The sequence below is a fragment of the Alphaproteobacteria bacterium genome (assembly GCA_015062495.1).
GTDB lineage: Bacteria > Pseudomonadota > Alphaproteobacteria > Rs-D84 > Rs-D84 > Enterousia.
This window is the reverse complement of sequence record SUUN01000002.1, coordinates 352273-370382: the sequence shown is the minus strand read 5'-3', so window position 1 is coordinate 370382 and position 18110 is coordinate 352273. Positions and strand designations below refer to the sequence as shown.

At 46.9% G+C, this 18110-nt stretch carries 14 protein-coding genes and 1 rRNA gene; 4 read left to right on the top strand and 11 right to left on the bottom strand.

All coding sequences use genetic code 11. The annotated features are described in order from the left end of the window. The 10 genes from E7008_04380 to E7008_04335 all read right to left on the bottom strand — a co-directional run. A 16S ribosomal RNA gene (locus tag E7008_04380) occupies positions 1-225 on the bottom strand; the annotation flags it as partial. 540 nt (positions 226-765) lie between these two features. Then, on the bottom strand, positions 766-1560 hold the full coding sequence (locus E7008_04375) for a hypothetical protein (GenBank protein MBE6457149.1): 795 nt from the start codon (positions 1558-1560) through the stop codon (positions 766-768). 85 nt (positions 1561-1645) lie between these two features. Then, complete coding sequence (locus E7008_04370; GenBank protein ID MBE6457148.1) at positions 1646-2944, bottom strand: hypothetical protein; 1299 nt, start codon at positions 2942-2944, stop codon at positions 1646-1648. Positions 2945-3136: 192 nt separating this feature from the next. Further along, complete coding sequence (locus E7008_04365; GenBank protein ID MBE6457147.1) at positions 3137-6625, bottom strand: hypothetical protein; 3489 nt, start codon at positions 6623-6625, stop codon at positions 3137-3139. Between the two features lie 73 nt (positions 6626-6698). Beyond that, positions 6699-7658: an RluA family pseudouridine synthase gene (locus E7008_04360; GenBank protein ID MBE6457146.1), complete on the bottom strand. Its 960-nt coding sequence runs from the start codon at positions 7656-7658 to the stop codon at positions 6699-6701. An 8-nt stretch (positions 7659-7666) separates the two neighbouring features. Then, the gene (locus E7008_04355) at positions 7667-8128 is read right to left on the bottom strand and encodes a hypothetical protein (protein MBE6457145.1); all 462 of its coding nucleotides are present in this window, start codon (positions 8126-8128) and stop codon (positions 7667-7669) included. Next, the gene (locus tag E7008_04350) at positions 8125-8652 is read right to left on the bottom strand and encodes a hypothetical protein (GenBank protein MBE6457144.1); all 528 of its coding nucleotides are present in this window, start codon (positions 8650-8652) and stop codon (positions 8125-8127) included. Before E7008_04350 ends, E7008_04355 begins: the two co-directional genes overlap by 4 nt. A gap of 23 nt (positions 8653-8675) precedes the next feature. Continuing rightward, on the bottom strand, positions 8676-9989 hold the full coding sequence (locus E7008_04345) for a hypothetical protein (GenBank protein ID MBE6457143.1): 1314 nt from the start codon (positions 9987-9989) through the stop codon (positions 8676-8678). Next, positions 9990-11201: a hypothetical protein gene (locus E7008_04340; GenBank protein MBE6457142.1), complete on the bottom strand. Its 1212-nt coding sequence runs from the start codon at positions 11199-11201 to the stop codon at positions 9990-9992. Beyond that, positions 11188-12519 (bottom strand): hypothetical protein, encoded by a 1332-nt coding sequence (locus E7008_04335; GenBank protein MBE6457141.1) that lies wholly within the window; start codon positions 12517-12519, stop codon positions 11188-11190. Before E7008_04335 ends, E7008_04340 begins: the two co-directional genes overlap by 14 nt. A 173-nt stretch (positions 12520-12692) precedes the next feature. Here E7008_04335 and E7008_04330 point away from each other — a divergent pair, with 173 nt between their 5' ends. The 4 genes from E7008_04330 to E7008_04315 are packed head-to-tail and all read left to right on the top strand — an operon-like array spanning position 12693 to position 15803. Then, positions 12693-13004 (top strand): hypothetical protein, encoded by a 312-nt coding sequence (locus tag E7008_04330; protein MBE6457140.1) that lies wholly within the window; start codon positions 12693-12695, stop codon positions 13002-13004. A gap of 58 nt (positions 13005-13062) precedes the next feature. Next, positions 13063-14661: a DNA polymerase III subunit gamma/tau gene (dnaX, locus tag E7008_04325; GenBank protein ID MBE6457139.1), complete on the top strand. Its 1599-nt coding sequence runs from the start codon at positions 13063-13065 to the stop codon at positions 14659-14661. Then, positions 14661-15119: a hypothetical protein gene (locus tag E7008_04320; GenBank protein MBE6457138.1), complete on the top strand. Its 459-nt coding sequence runs from the start codon at positions 14661-14663 to the stop codon at positions 15117-15119. The genes dnaX and E7008_04320 overlap by 1 nt, the downstream gene beginning before the upstream one ends. Further along, a complete protein-coding gene (locus tag E7008_04315; GenBank protein MBE6457137.1) occupies positions 15120-15803 on the top strand; it encodes an OmpA family protein in 684 nt (227 codons plus the stop codon). Positions 15804-15830: 27 nt separating this feature from the next. On the opposite strand, the gene E7008_04310 is transcribed toward E7008_04315, so the two are convergent. Beyond that, on the bottom strand, positions 15831-18080 hold the full coding sequence (locus E7008_04310; GenBank protein ID MBE6457136.1) for a type IV secretory system conjugative DNA transfer family protein: 2250 nt from the start codon (positions 18078-18080) through the stop codon (positions 15831-15833). Positions 18081-18110 lie beyond the last annotated feature (30 nt).

The following is an 18110-nucleotide window of genomic DNA, read 5'->3' as shown; positions in this document are numbered from 1 at the left end:
CAACGCGGGCACATCCACCACCGATAAATCTTTCCCGTTTCCGGCGTATGCGGTATTAGCGTTCGTTTCCAAACGTTATTCCCCAGTGGTGGGCAGTTTCCCACGCGTTACTCACTCGTGCGCCACTGAATCCACAGGTGCAAGCACCCGCTTCATCCGTTCGACTTGCATGCCTAAGACCTGCCGCCAGCGTTCGTTCTGAGCCAGGATCAAACTCTCAAGTTCTAAAAAACCTGTTAAGTAAGTCCCTGTGCATATAAACAAAAGCTGACTATTTAATAATCAGTTCGTCTTTACATATAATTATTCGCAAGACAAGTTTTTAACGAGGTTTAATATGTAAACCTACTACCTGTCTAGGATATGCACATTTGACTTAGTCAAAGTTTGGATATTCCAAATTCAACTGTCTGCACATCCCTTCTTGAATTTTTGATGAGCTGCTTTTATTCACAATGTTTGCGTGTTATACAGATACCCGTTTCATACCGTTTGTTCCGTAAACCGCAGAATTTCAGGGGTTGAGTGTCTTTTTGATTTGTTGTCTCAACTTGAAAGCCCGCTTAGTATGCGCTCAAACTATGAAAAAGTCAAGCGGAATTTCAAAAATAATTTTCAAAAAATTTAGTCATTAGGAAAAATCGCCAGAAATCCGCCATTTTTCATTTAAAATTTTTTTTATTTTTTTATTTATCATTGTCAAAAATGATTCGGATTTGGTGCTTTTTATGATTCGGATTTGCGCACGAATCGGAATTTTACATGCTAAAAACGGTACGAAAAGCCCAATTTTACCATTGGATAGACGCGCAAATCGGATAATTTATCATTTGCATCGCGGGTTGCGCGCGCAATATCGGCATCCAGTTGTGGAATTGTCACCGGTAACCATATGCCGGTCAGCCGATTGTACACATATAATTGTTCCTGGGGGATGTCCAGCGACAGTTTGGCGGGCCGATTCGTAACAACCACGCCCAAATCTAGAAATAATCCGAATCGGCAACCGATATTAAAATCAAAACCAGTACCAAAGTATGGGCCGTGGTAATTCCAGTCTATGTTGGCAGTGCCGTTAAAGTTATTGCCATTATAATAATAGTGGTCGCCCGCCAGATAAAAATAAAAGCGTTGTGCGGGTGCGCGTTCTATTTCGCCAAATATCGCCGCATCCAGTGCCGCCCCGCCCCATGCATAACCCGCCGACACGCGCCAGGTGCGCGCGAACGGATAATAATCTAGTAATACAGAGCCATGCCACGCATCCAGCGAACCTTCGTCAATTTTTACCCCGTCGCCAACATCGCGGCCGTCACGCATGTATGAATCAATCGCCGAATCGATAGCAGACTTTAACGGGTCGGTTGCTGCAAAATCAATTCGCATCCCCAGACGGCGCATCCAATACGATTCAAAATCTGGGTTATGATACCCCAGCGATAAATTCATACCGGTTGTTGCAGACACACCGACGCCAACCGACACGCCGTCTAAAAACTTGGTTTCAGCAAACGCAGGTATCGAAAATAAAATGCCCAGCGCGACATATATGTATTTCATACAATAAAATATATATTAAATACGCGCGTGCGACAACGGGCATGAATTCCGCAACAAAAAATCCCGCCGTTTGGCGGGAATATTTTTATGGACACTGGGCCAATTGCTTTAACACATTTTGGACGTCATTATTTACAGACACGGTTATTTCGCGCTGCAACCCGTCTTTGTACGTGTAATTAAACTGGGCATCCTTGAATTCAGGTATTGCGTTGTACACCTGTTGGAATGGGGCCAGCATTGCACTAAACCATTGACGGCCACGGCACAGGCAACCATTACGTACGTCCGCCGCAACCACCGATGTCGCAGTGTTTGGATATTGCGTATCCAGGTCATGGTCGGTCATCATCAAACAGCGCGATCCAAACCCATAGAAGTTCGCATCATCAGACAAAAATTTATAAACCAGACCGTCCGTCGCGCCCGCCTGTTTCAGGGCGTATGCCATACCGTCTGTACAACATGCCTGGGCGGAACGCATTAACATCTTGTACCGGTCCAGTAATGGCGCGGCCACAGGTTCATTTGCCGTGATATGTTTATTGCAATCGGCGGCATGAACAAATTCTGCAACGGACGCATCGCGCAGTTTTGCACTGCGTGGCGATACGGTTTCGCGAACGATTGGTTTGCGACGCCAGATTTCACATTCTGTTTCTGTTTCAAATGGGCAACCATCATCAATCACAGTTGCGCCAAATGTTTCGGTGACGATTTCGGTCATATCCTGGGCAACGTATTCAGGTTTGGGTTGCGACATATTTGTAAACCACAAATCCGCCGACGGTTTGCGCGGCGCCAGTAATTCTTCGACACGGGCGCGGGTTGTGGCGGCATCCGCCATATTCTGGTGATACAGTTCAATTGGATCGGTTTCGTTCAATGCAACCGCATCAGATTCACGCAGGTAAATTTCCGGCGACGGTTCCAAGAACCAATCCGAAAAATCTTTATATTTATAGTTATTAATCGATTCGTCCCAAATTGGCACACCATCGCGCCAATCAACCGTTTTCACACCATCGTTGCCGGCGTATTCGCCGTGCACACCATCCCACAGGGCGGGACGTGAATCTTCGGGTACAGGTTTAATCGATAACATTTTTACATCGATATTGCGTACCGGCATTGGCAGGTTCTGGGCCACAGGCATCATCGCCGCGTTCGGGTCAGATTCCATCCAGGTTGGCATTTGAACAATTGGCGTGGGACGCGCAACAACAATTGCAGTGGGCGTTTCATCCGCCGGCATTGCCCATTCGAATTCTTCGAACATTAATGGTTCAATATCACAGCCCGCGCCCGTACATTCAGACGCCGCCGCATTAAACGCCCCGCAGATACACAGCGCGGACGACAAAATAAATATTCTGGTTTTCATACTTGGTATTATATCATAAAAACACATCGGATTAAAGTGTGTTTTTTATATGAGAGATTGTAGGAGCGGATTTAGTTTCTTAAAAAAAATACTGCAATAAATAAAAGTTTAGCGAAGGATTTCTATCTCATATTTCCTGTCTTGTGTCTCAAAAAAAATCCCCCGGGTGGGGGATTTTTTATTTGTGTGGCATTATTCCATGCTGGTGGAAATCATGTCTCCGTACATACCGACTTCGTCTGCGCCGACATAGCAACGGATTTTCGAACCCACGTTGTCCATGAATTCTTTGATCGCCTCTTGTTCGGCCTTGGTCAGGTTTGCATCCTGGATGGACTTCGTTACCTGCCACCCCAGGATACCGCCGGCAACCGCGGTAACACCTGCGCCAATTGCGGCCGCGGTGCGTTTTTTCTTGGCTTCGCTGTCACTGTCATCGTCATCGTTGGCCAATGCAACACAGGCAGCCTGCAAATCACCCATAGCAGCGGTCAGTTCGCCCGTTTTAGCAAGCAGTTCGTTTTGGGCCGCTGCAGCCTGTGACGCAGCACTGTTTGTGACAGTTGCAGGGGTTACAGTCTTGCATACTGCACTGTTGACTCTGTTGTATGCCTTTTCCGCCTCGGTCTTGACCATATCACCCGAACCACAACATTGCAATTCTGTATTAGTGTCCCCAGAAGCAGCAAATACACCCGTATCGTTTCTGCCATTCTTACAATATGCATTAATTGTTGCCCAGCGATATGTGCACTTTGGCGCAAGAGACGCGATAACTGCATCGGCAGCTGCAACGGCTTGCGCTTCTTTCTCTGCAGGAGTGCAATCACGTTCAGATGCGTTGCCATATTGGTCTGTATACGTCATGCCAACGCCCGTCAATGCGGCCTGGTAATTTGCCAGTTTCGCACGTGCGGTTGTGGCCTTGGTCAGCTTATCATCACCTGAATCAGCATTTGTTTCAACCAGGTTAATCAGGTTATTAACATAGGTTGGAACGGCACTGCGCGTGTTCACGTCGGCAACGGCGGTTGTATAATTGTTATAATATTTATTACAGTTTTCGACCGTTAATTCCTTGGCATCCTTTTTGGATTTACCGGTCAGACCGCTAAATACACTGCCGTCTTGGATACCCGCGCCCAGGTATGCACCACCCAGACCGCCACCCAGTGTGCCCAATGCCGCCATCCAACCCTGCAATTTTGGTTGGGACGCCTTGGCCTCTGCGCGTGCATCCGCGCCGGCGGCGTTTGCCAATTCTTCTAATTTATCATTTGGAATCCATGAACCACATGTGAACGCGTCACCGGCGGCAAAGTATGCCGTTGACCAATCCGCGCCCTTGTTAATTGCGTCCTGGATATATTTATCATCGGACTGTAAAGTTACGCGTACGCGACAGAATGAACCGTACAGGTCATTACTGGCCACGAATTGGTTTGGTTTCAGACCCGCCGATGTATAGTTTGCAGGAACTTTATTAGACTTTAATTTAGCCCACATAAATACAGAACCCAAATCTTTGTTGCCCAAAATACCGCCACTGTTTGATGACAGGCACATATTCTGTTGCTTGGTCAATTTGGCGTTGTACTTTGCCTGGGCTTCGATTTCCAGGTCATAAATCAGGTCTTTGAATAATGTGCTGGCCGCCTGGGATGCAATATATGTTGTGTATGCGATTTTTACCGGTTGGTCATAGACCGCACCAGACGCGTCGACGGTATAGCATACACCCTGGTCGCCGGCCTTGTTCGTGCACAGGTCGTTGCCGTTTTCATCAACAGCCTGGACCTGTTCAAGGGCCGCGTCCATTTTGGTTGTAGAACCAGCGTCAATCCAGTCTGTACGAACAGAACCCGTTCCCCATGAACCGGCAGATGAGCTGTTGGCCATTTTTAGTTTGTTTGCCTCAATCGCCAGGTGTTCAGAACATACACTGGCATTTTTAACCGTGTCAACACACAGCCCTAATACGATTGTGTAATCCAGAACCCCGCCAACCTTGTTCATTGATTTGTCAAATGAATCTTCGCCTGTATTGGTCAGGGATGAATATACATCTGTACGATTGCGATAGCAATTTACATAATCGTTGCCACACATGGATTTTACGCATGATGTTGCGACAGACTGGCACTGTTTCTTCATCTGGGCAATTGCCGCATCGTTATAATTATTGGCCAGGGATGCGTTCAAGGACGCAACAACGCCAATCGGATCGGATTCTGCGCCATCATCATATTCTGGGAACAGGGTGTCAAACGCGTCCGCCTGGGTAAATATATAATTATATGTACCAGTTGCAGTTGGATTTTGCGCCGCATATTGACAATTCGGATCGGAATTTACAACCGCCGCACAACCAGTTTTGATTTCGGCACGTGTATAATCATTGTTAATCGATTTTTCATTTGCACCAAAAACCTGGGCATAGCAGGCCGCGCCCGCGCCACCGCCACATGTGCGCATTGCGCAACTTGACATGGTTTCGATACATTTTTCCTTGGCCCGGGTATCAAATTTATTCACCAGGTCGGTAATTTTTGCCCGCATTCCAGAATTCATGCGCGCACCATATGCCAGATCATAGACTTCTTCCTGGTTATCTTCGTCGCGCAACTGGGACGATGTTGGCATTTGACCATCACCAATAAATGTCGCATAGCAATATTTATTCGAACCGATTGTATCCAGGCACGAATTCTTGATATAGGACGCGATGTTCGATTTGCTGATTGTCGCGGTTGCATCCGCCAATTCTGTGACCGGCGTGCCGTTGTTTATCGCTTCGACCAGGTTTGTTGTTTCAACCGTCGCATTTTCATAGCATTTGTATGGATTTGCGCCACAGGCGTTCAAGATACATTGGTCCACAACCTTGTAACATGTGGACACCGCATTCACGGCGGCCAGGGCCGCACCTTCGGCAATCATTTCGCCAACACGACTGGATGCAGTTGGCACAGTCGACGATGTTGCCGCGGCGTTGCCAAACAATTCCAACTTGCCGTCGGCCGCACAGCGCGCCAGGGTCGAATCACAGAACACAGCCTGTTTTTTAAATTCAGAATTTGTTGTACACAATTCAAAGTCTGCGCCGCAGACGCTGTCCTTGCGCAGGCAGGATGAATAACGACGAACACAAGACGACGTGTCGTACATATTCGAAATCGCCGCAGCGGATATCATTTGCCCCAGAACACTGCCCGACGTTGGGTATGTGTATTCTGTAATTTCGCCATATGCATTCTTGGTCGCAACGTTGGACAGGGCCGATACGTTTGATGTTCCAAACAAGCTTTGGACACCCGCGGACTGGCACTGACTGAGCGTAGACAGACATTCAGGCATCTGGGCATGGAACAGGACGTTTGTTGTACATTCTTCGAAATTTGGGCCACAAGCGTCTGCACCCTTGATACATTGGGTGTACGTGTCGATACATTCGGCGTTTGCCAGCAATGTCGATGACGATGTCGAAGATGACGACGTGCCGGTCGATGTGTTCGCGGAACTGTTAAGATACGCAGACATCGTTGGCATACGACGTGCAGCACCAGTTGCACTGACCGCCATGGCAGTGTTCATAACACTGGGGCGTGCGGTGACTGCATATGCCACAGGCATCACGCTGAATATAGCCAATAAACTTACTGTATTTTTGAGAAAAGACATCCCCTGACTCCATATTTTATTACTTTATTCTAACATAAAATCAGGGGTATGGAAAGCGAAAAATCGCGCGCAATCAGATATTTTCCAGGATATATTTCAATTCCATCATATCGTCGGGCAGACGTGTTTTAAACCGCATCGGTTCGCCGGTTGTCGGGTGCGCAAATTCCAACACTTCGGCATGTAACATCTGGCCGTCGTGTGTGCGTAAAAATTCCAGTAAATCTGCATCACGCACCGACCCCAGGCGCGACGCACCGCGACCATAGACCGGATCGCATAATACCGGAAACCCGTGCGCAGACAGATGCAGGCGTATCTGGTGCGTGCGGCCGGTAAACAATGTGCAACGCATTTCAGATATTTTCGCCCGCGACCAGGCGTTTATAACCGAAACTTCGGTATGTGATGGTTTGCCACCGGTTTTTACCATTGTCATTTTCTGGCGATTGCGGGACGATCGCGCGATATTGCCGGTTATGTCCGCAACCTCCCAATTCGGGACGCCCCATACGAACGCAATATATTTACGGGTCAAATTATGTTCACTGAACGTTTTTACCAATTCACGGAATGCCGCATCTGATTTGGCAAATACCATGACACCACTGGTATCCTTGTCCAATCTGTGCACAACACCGGGGCGCGTTGCACCGCCCAGCGCAGACAGGTTTGTGTGCGCCAAGATGTTTTGAACCAATGTGCCGGTTTTGTTGCCTGCGGATGGGTACATTACAACCCCGCGCGGCTTGTTTATGACGATAATATCGTCGTCTTCGAACAAAATATCCAATTCAAAATCAGACGAAACATTGTCGGTTGCCACGTCTGTTTTTGGGGCCGGAATTTCAACCGTAAACGCATCACCCACGCGGATTTTTTCAGAAAACTTTGGCGTTGTGCCGTCGGCACGGCGGACATTGAATTTTTGAATTTCACTGCGCGAAAATTCCGGCATTTGCGTTGCCAGGTATTTATCAAGACGCACCAATTCGTCGGTGTCGGATACTAAAAATTCGCGAATATCGTTCATTATAAAACCTATTTATATTCATCCCAATCAGGGCCAACGATACAATCAGATAAATCAATTGTCAAATCACGACCGCGATCAGATACTGGGCACGTCAGGATGCCGGTGGTGGTTGCCTGGTCTGCGTCGCGGGTGGCGTTACGATACGCAAATTTTATTTCAGTCGGGGCCGCAACACACGCAATAGCCAAATCATTGTCTGTTTTACCGTCCGGACCAACCCATACACGCACACCAAACCCCAGGCCATAACATGGAAAACCATCCAGATAATACAAAACCAAGCCACGACCAACTAATTTTTTATCCGATATGAATTTGCCGTTGTATTCGTTCAGGGTCAGCCCCGTTACAGCCTGCCAATCAGTGCTGGTGGAAAAAATGCTGATGCGGGGGGTGGGCGCAGGTGCGTCCGCCGCAATGGCCGGCAATATAAACAACGCACACAAAACAGAAATTATTTTTTTCATTTTTTATCCTTGTCCGGGGTTTGAATTTTAGCAAGGTGCGCCGATATCTTTTTCACACCCGCCGGCTGGGGCGCAAGGATATGACTAAAATTCACAGTCGCCCCCGCATCCAACAGTGTAGCCGATGGCATAAACTTCTGTTTCGCCAGGACGCGCCCCGCATCATCGGTGGACACAATGTATAAATCAGGCACCCCATAAATAGAATCCGATACATTTGTTATCGCACCGTTAACAACAACATGCGTCGCACCCGTATCATCCGTCGTGGATTCCAGCCCAATAATTTCCGCAATCAGCGGCCCACGTTTGGCGGCACGGGCCTGGTGCTGGGTAATAACAGCGACGGTAAAGATTATCGCCGACAATAATGCACACAAAGACGCAAAAAACATTAACCATGTATTTTTACGTGGGGCAGACGCCACCGTCCAAGTATGCCCACATATCGCACACCGCACCGGCGTAGACGCGACACCATCAACACTGTATTCTGTTTTACAAAAATCACATTTTATTTTCATGTTTTTACTTATACCACATTTTATCACAAATTCAACAGGCGATATTTCGCAGAAACGCGTTTCTGAATTTCTGATATCGCGTTCATGTAATCCGATACAGTCGCATTTTTATTCGCCGATACCGCGCCAAATATTTGACCGGCGGATGTGGAATTGTCGCCTTCGTAATATGTTGCCAATGTGGCCATACGATTTAATTCGACAAAGGACGCATCCGAAAAGCGCGCGGTTTTAGAGTTCACATCCCAATAGTAGTGGGGATTTGTAGAATCTTCTATTCGGTCATAAACAACCAGGCGCGGCGTCATAGAACCTGCGAATCCAACGGATACGAATACTGCCTCGATCCGGCCGGACGTCATGTCCAACGATTGGTTTATTTTTAATAACGCTAAATCATCGTCTGCGTCAATCGACAGACCAGATAATGTTAATTTAGAAACCCATAAATTTTCAGCTGTTAACGATGACATTTTTGCCGTGTCGGCCAATGATAGACGTCCTGATATTTCCATATTTTTTGAATCAGATGACAACATTCCAGATACCGTGGCAGAATCGGTTGAAAACGCCGCGTCAATCGTTGTGCGATTATCAAAAATAATTTTATCCGACACAATTTCCTTGGCCGTCAACCCTTCGTTAAACGTGGCATAGTCGGAATTTATAAACGCCGCATTTTTGATATCATGCCCCCCAAGGTTCAGTGGCGACATCATTTTAGCATCATCGGGATTTTCAGACGGCACACGCCACAGATACAACGCGTTATCACGATTGACAGATGTCGTTTCAATAATCCCATTATCGATATCAACCCCCATGTCCAGTGCGTCTGTATGCCACGCACCAAACGTTCCATACGCATGCGTACCGTCAACAAACCCCATAGAACCACCAGACAGATTTACAATTTCACGCGTGCGCAGTGGTGTGATGTCATCGGACGCACGAACAATCACACCCTGAAGCGATGATTGCCCAGACGCATCACTGGATTTTAAAATACGCAACTGATATTTTTCATCGCCCGCGTCCAGTACAGATTGTGGAACACCAAATTCAGCCAAATCATTTAATTCAACACGCGTGATATTACGACCAACCGTACGCAACAATTCATCACGATTAGCAACAATATAACGTTCCAGCGCGACCTGGATTTCTGTCATCTGATTTGTTATGGCAATATTTTGCGCACGTTCAATCGAACTGTGCTGATACCTGAACACAAATGGTATTATTAATGCCGCCAACGCAACACTTAACAGCAATTCAACCAGCATGCTGCCACGCGAATTATTAAAAATCGAAAAGATATTTTTGTTTATATTCATCTAGTTTATTGTTGATATTGTTGTTTGTATGTTGCCCATCCAGCCACTGCGTATCAATGGCGAAAATGCGTTGCGCGACGGCGCAGTTGGCAGTGTGCCACGCGATAATTCAAATTTTGAAAACGCAGGCGGCTTGGTCGACTGGAATACCCAATTGCCAATCTTTAACGGTGGGGTTGTAGACATTAATAATTCACCCGATACGGTCAAACCAAAGTTTTCATAGAATATCATTTCTTCGGTCGATATATACGGGGTCGCAACCGAATTGACGGATATACCGGTAAAGCCACTGATTGTGCGCGTGCTGTCTGACTTAACAATAAAATCACCGGACACATTTACAGAATCTAATATTGTTGCGCGATCCGTTATTATACGGCCAGTTGTCGTAAATTTGTCGCCATTGATATTATCAGCGTACACATTGCGAAAACCCGACATGTCGCCCGACACACGCAGATTGCCCACAGACACATCTGTGCCGTCTATGTTTGCGCCTGATGAAAAATATATTGTGTTGGCCGTGGCTGAATCTGTATCGACAAATGTCGCATTCCCATTTTTTATACGCGCAGATTTTGCAGATGCGGTCGCTACATTATACACATGATGACGCGCCATATCTAAATCACGTTCCATGACGTTCAGTTTATCTTCGCCAGATGTGGCGCGGTGCAAATATCGCGATGTGTCAATACCCGCAACATCACGCGATATGCGATAAACCAAATCCCCCGGCATAAAATCAGGCGCAGCCACCGCCCACGTATTACCATATGCAATATTATCTGGGCCAACAACCGCCGCATCACCACCAATATGACGCGCAATTTTATTTGTGCGCAATTGTTCATCTGCCAATTCAAACGCCAAATAAACATCAGTTATCACCGCACCGTTGACAGAATATTTATCAATCAATCCCGCCGCTGCATCAGGTGATATAGCCGCCAATTCTGTTTCATCCAATCTAATTTGTGCGGGGGTTGGCCACTTGTCCTGGTTCATACGGACAAAGTTTAATGCGTTATCACGTGTTGACATAACGCGGCGTGCGACCGCTATGTCATGGATGGTATGATTTGTTTTTGCAATTTGGTTGTAAACAAATGGGGTGGCAATGGCAATAATGGCCATGGCCAATAAAACTTCGGTAATACTGGCGCCACGATTTTGATTCGAAAAAATTTTCGTTTTAAATACAGTCACTGCGTCCCGCCATTAAACATTGTTTGATATCAATTCTTTTTTCCAGACGTTGCCAATATACATACTGACAAATCAAATACTGGGATAACGATTGTTTGTTATACACACCTTCGAATTCCTTGATAATCGATGCACAGTTTTCCGTTTTGCCATCATCAATGGCGGCATCTGAAATTATTTCGAACGCGTCATTGTTTATGTTCGACACCCACACATCTGGCAACAGTGTTGTGCCACTGGGACGAATATCAATCAATACAGAACCAGACGCACCATTGTTTAAGGCGTTCGAAGTCTGATCACGCAGCGTTATGTTCGAGGTATAGAGTGTTCCAACCTCAATCCCAGATTTACTGTTGTACGTCAGCGTATCTGCGTCAATAAACACATCTTGGCCGCGGGTGGTATTAAGGTAAGACGAAATATCCAAACGTTCGACCGTGAAATTGATATTATTTGACACCACATTGCCGCGAACATTCCAATTGCCCGCCCCTGTGAACGATGTATGTCCCGCCGTCATGGCCAATTCATAAACAGATGCGTTACGGGCAATAAAATTGCCGGTATCACCAAACATGGAAATTGTTTTGGTATCAACACTGTCCGCAAATAATGTGCCACGCGTTAATGTTAATGCCGATTCGCCGGTCTTGCTTTGAAATATGGTTTTGGGCGCAAACAAATCACGAATGTTATTGCGGATTTTTTTCCCGGATTCAATTCCCGAAACAGTTAATGTATCAAACTGGGCACTGTCAAATTCACCACGCACAGCAAACAGGTTTCCTGCATTATTAAAGACAAAACCACCCATATCCAAATCCGCCAGAAAACCACTGGATTCCAGATTCGGTTCGTTCCGTCGGACAATGTCTGAATAAATATCCGCCAATTCAATACCAACACGTACATTGTTTTCAACATCGGACGCATAAAAACCAATGCGCCGAACCAATTCTGCACGTTGAACACCGGACAAATCGCCACCCGTCAATTCCAGGTACGCAGACACTGCAAATGGCGTTTTGTGCAAGACCAAGGATATATCCTGGCCCAGGGCGGTACGCGGCACAAACCCCAGTGGCAACCCATATGGTTCAAGCATATCGCCAAAATCATTTCCGGACACAACCGTTGTTTCGTATGGAATATCGCGCGCATTTTCGCGAATAAATATGCGGGCGGCCGTTTGGGCAATATCAACCTGGCGCGTGGTGGCGTACATACGCGCGTCGGTGTCACGCCCCGCCATCTGGCGCGACATAAATGGTATGAACGCAAAAATCAGCCCCACCGCCAACAGGGCTTGAAGCAAAAAATTTCCACGTTCAGAATACAAGGTTTTGCCCCCTCCTACGTTGGTCAGGATAGCAATATAAAAAAATTATTGCAATCGCTTTTCAGTTGATTTAATATTTACGTCGTAAGTCATAACAACATATGGTTTGTTGTTATTAAGGGTATTTCCTGTATTTAAAAAGAAAAGATATGCAAAATAAAAAAAATCAATCCAATGTCGGACAGATGATTCAACGCTGTCATAAATGGCGTCAGAAACGCAAACAGTATATTGACCTGGCACGTCAAACCGCCGATGAAATTGAACGCGAACGCCTGTTACAGACGGCTGAACACTATGGCCGAATGGTAAATACAGAACAGGGAAAAATTGATTCTACGCGCGACCCCAAGGAAAAAGCCGCAGCAGTCGCCGCAGCCGAAGAAGCACAGGCAAGCGAGTCCACAGAATCAGCCGACGAAGAGGAATCACCATTCCCCGATTTTATCACGAATTTATAAAACCAAAAAACGCGCCGTCTGGCGCGTTTTATTTGTTGAAATTTAATGCCGGTTTGCTATGCTTGGTGACAAAAGGAAGATTACACGCATGGACAACAGTTATACCGTACTGGCGCGCAAATATCGCAGTCAAGATTTCAAATCACTTATTGGGCAGGATGTGTTGGTAAAAACACTGACAACCGCAATTAACACATCGCGTATTGCACACGCGTATATTTTTACAGGGATTCGCGGTACTGGGAAAACCAGTACAGCGCGAATCCTGGCCAAGGCGCTGAATTGTCTGTCGTCAGATGGGGCGACCGCCACACCATGTGGGACGTGCGAAAACTGTCGCGCGATTGCGGCAGGACAACATATTGACGTTATGGAAATTGACGCAGCATCACATACAGGTGTTGATAATATGCGCGACATACTGGACGGGGCACAGTATCGCCCAACAAATGGACGATATCGCGTGTATATAATCGACGAAGTTCATATGCTGTCGACATCGGCGTTTAATGCATTGCTTAAAACACTGGAAGAACCACCCGCACATGTTATCTTTATTTTAGCAACCACAGAAATAAGAAAAGTGCCGGTTACGATTTTATCACGCTGTCAACGTTTTGATTTGGTACGCGTACCGGTGGACACACTGAAAAAGCACTTTGCGTGGATTGCAAATCAGGAAAATATTGAACTGAGCGACGGCGCAAACGAATTGTTGGCACGTGCAGCAGACGGTTCGGTGCGTGACGGGCTGTCATTACTGGACCAGGCAATCGCACAAACCGGTGGACACGTGGACGAAGCGTCTGTGTTGGATATGCTGAAACGCGCAGACCGCGGGGTGGTTGTTGACTTTATGAAAACAGTTTTGTCCGGCGATACGGCCGCCGCACTGGATAAAGTTGACGCGATTTACAACAACGGCGCAGATTTATCAATGCTGTTGACTGATATGATGGAGTGGACACATTGGGCGACACGTATGCACCCGGCCCTGCACGCAGGGGATGTGACAAATTCACCGTACACCGCCGATCAACGCGAACAGATTCAAAACCTGAATGGGCGTATTACACTGAACACCCTGTCCCGTATATGGCAGGTTATGGTTGCGGCCGTACCAGAAATGCAGGCCGCCGGTAATCAAAAACAGTGCTTTGACATGTTAATTGTTCGGATTATGCATATTGCAGATATGCCAAGTGTACCAGAAATTATTAAACAGCAAGAATCTGCACAAAAGACACGCGATGTAAAAAATATATTTGCAGACCGTATGGCGGCACAACCCGCAGCAGACACAGCACCAAAAACACCCCAGGCGTGCGTTATAACAAATGCAAATGAATTGGCGCACGCACTGCAGGAATCCAAGGAAATATTGCTGTATTCTTATTATAGTTCCAATATCGAAATTTCAGAATTTGCAGATGGAAAGATTAAATACTTTGACCGCAAGGGGGACGGGGATTTCGCACATAAATTAGCCGTATGGCTGAATGACAAAACCGGTAAACAATGGCAACTGGAACGCGAAATGGAATCAGTTCACACACACACAATGAATGAACAACAACACGAAGAATTGGTTGCAGACCCATTGGTCGCCAGTGCAATGGATTTGTTCGCAGACGCAGAAATAGTAGGAGTAAAATAATGAATCAACAATCAGGACGATCATTAATCGAAGTTATTGGTGTAATGGCAATCGCCGGTCTGATGACGGTTTCTGCGTTGGGTGTGTACAATATGCTGCGCAGGAATCAGGCGCGCGCAATCGCCGATGCCGAATTGGAACAAATTGCCCAGGATACAAAACTGTTATTGGAAATGCGCGGCACGTACGAAGGCGTATCGGTGGACTATCTGATTAAGGCGGGCGCATTACAATCTGAAAAAGCACCGATTGGCGGCGACGGTTGGTCAGTGGTCAGCAGTGCGGACGGCAAATCATTTTCAATTAACCTGGTCGATTTGACAACGGGCGAATGCGATTACTTTGCCACGTCTAAGCCACAGTGGGCAAAATCGATTTTGGTGAATGGATTTGAAACAGGAATGACTGAAAACTGTTTCGATTCCGACACAAACCAGATTTCTTTTATCGTGGAATAAATGCAAATAAAAAATATTGTTTTATCAACTTGTTTATTGGGGGCGATGTGCGCATGCACCCCGTACAGCAGCCCCAGTCGTCAAACATGGCCAGCATATCTGAGTGGCGCAAGTTTTACAGATATGACCGAAATGAGTCGCGTCGCAAAACGACCCGTATATCTGGGCGCAGGCGGGAAGTTGGTTGGGGATGCGGTGGATGCATCTAGCAAACTGGATTATGGCGACAAGGCAACAAACGATAATATTATCGCAACCCAATATATGGAAAAACTGGAATATGCACTGTACGATGCATTGCGCAAACCGGGAATTTCAGTTCAGCGGGCCGGAACAGATGTTGTGGTAATACTGGTGCGGGATGCAATTATGGAACTGAACGTGGCGGATATTTCTGCGACGGGTGACGATACACTGAAAACGATTACACAGATTTTGAAAAAATATAATGCGACATTTATTGAAATCGCAGGTTATACAGATGCCATGCGCGACGCAAATGCGGCGCGGGCACTGTCGTTGGATATGGCACAGCGTGTTGGCGTTTATTTTGCAGAACATGGAATAAACCCAAACCGCATGTTTATTGTTGGACGGGGGTCTGCGCGCCCCATCGCCGGCCAGGACGACATCGGACGGTTAACCAATCGGCGGGTTGAATTGCGCATTGCGCCGGCACGATAAAAAAATCCCGCGGTGGCGGGATTTTTACTATGCTAATTCCTTGATTTTCTTGGTCATTGGGTCGTATATGCGTGGCGCGCCCGTGTACCCCAATGCACGATGATGCGACGGCACCAAAAATTCTGGTAATGGCGCACATTCACCCATTTTAACCTTGGCCGCAAGTTTCTTTTGAACCTCGGTCTTTTCAAGAAAATATCTTTCTTGGTCCGCTTCAATTGGGCGATTGTAATGGCCCTGGATGATAACCAGTTGCTTGCCCTCGGGCAATTTCATGATATCCATTGGCGTGAACAGCAATTCTTCGGTTGTTTCTTCTTTATCCTTGCCGTCGGGACCTTTGACCGTTTTCTTTTTCATTTTATACCCCATCATTTTCGAGAAACGATCGGCGGTATCTGGGTCATTTTGGCGCATAACAATTTTCGCAGCGGTTGTGGATATGATTGTAGCCTCGGCATCAGGGCCATACTTTTCCGCGATTTGATGTAAATCTTGGCCGATAATCAGGTATGAAATTTTCTGGCCACGCCCAAGGTCGGGCCCCTGGATAACGGCCTGCAATTTTTGCATTTTTGGCATTTCGTCCATTACAAACAGTACCGGATACGGCCCCAGTTCCGCACCATTACGCATTTGACCCGGTGCGTTCGCCAACAAGAAATTTGACATCAATTCAATAAATATTGCGGTAATCGGGTTCAGTGCCTGGGCATCAACCATATTGATTGACAGGTATACAGATACCGGCTTAACCTTGCCATCGCGGGGATCAACCATACCGCGCAGGTCGGAAAAGTGAAAGTCCGAATGGCTGGTACGATTACGCACGGCGGCATTACGGAATATATTCAATCCAGACAGTGCCGTTGACATGATTGACCCGCGTTCCTTGTCCGGGGTGCTGGCCAATTGCGTTAATTCTTGAATCGCGCGGTGGGAATAGGCATAGCGACGCGCTTCGTCCACAGCCTTCATAAACATGTCTTTGGTCGGGTCAGCCATCATTACCATCTGGTCACCCTGGCGGCGACGGTTTTCGATATCTTCGGCAATGGCGATTTGTGACGCATTCAGCCAATCCAGAATCATAGATAACGATGCCTCGCGTCCACGCCATGCGTCGGGTATGTGTTCCCATGTGCCAACATGCACATAGTTCATTGCGTTTAATTCGCCGCGTTGCAACAGTGCGTGCGCCGCATATGCATTGGGATCGGACGACATAGACAGATAATAATCCGACAGAACGGCGGCATCTTCGGCATTGAATGTCCCGTTTGATATACGGGCATAGAAATAGTCATCAGCCTTGGCCCGTTCAACCTTGGAAATAATATACTGAATAAAGCCAGTCAGTGCTGCGCGCCCTGTAATCGTCCAGTGCGGGTCGGCCGACGACGATGAACGGTCTGGAATCAGTGTATTCGCAATTGAATCGACATACAGGTCGCGTTCTTCGACATTAAACGGCACATGACCCGGCGACAATGGATTCCATGAAGGATAGTAAATGCCGCGTGCAGGGTCGTCCTGGCCCGCCCAGTTCATGATGAACACGGGGCCCACAGTCGAACGATACGCTGATGTCTTTTGTTTCAATTCAGGTTTTGGGTCGTTAATAATCATAGACACATTGTCACAGTCCAAAATTGTCGGAATAACAACACCGGCGGTTTTACCGGTCCCCGGGGGCGCAACGCACAGGGCGGACAAAGGTTCATCAAACATCAATGGCTTGTTCTTGAAATATCCCAATACCATCATGAATCCCTTGAACAGGCCTTCTTTGTTTTTATAATCCTGGCCCATTTTTTTGATATCGTCGGCGGTTGCTTTGCGTGATGTTTTTTCGTCGAACTTATCCTTGCTGTGTGGGTTAAATTCGTCCGTCATTGTTGAATCAGACAGAAAATAATAACCAATAATCGGCAACAGTGGCGTAATGCATTCAATATCAGGGCGCATCACACACCGCCCAATCCATGCGGGGATTTCCGCCAACACCGACAACCCCGCCGATGACCACAAATTACCCAAATAAATCGACAGCCAATGTTGGGATGCCGGCGACCAACCATACCGCCAGATGTGTTCAATCGGGAAAGATGCCGCAACCATTATCGCCGCAATAATCCAGATAATTATCGCCCAGCGTATCGACCAAAATTCGCGTGCAACGCCGTTTTGGTCAAATTCCTTGTACGCGGACGATCGGAATATGTTCAGGCCTTTGCCCTTGCCAGATGCGGATAAAATGTTGAATTTCACTGCCATAGTGTTAATATTATATCAGAAAAATAACCT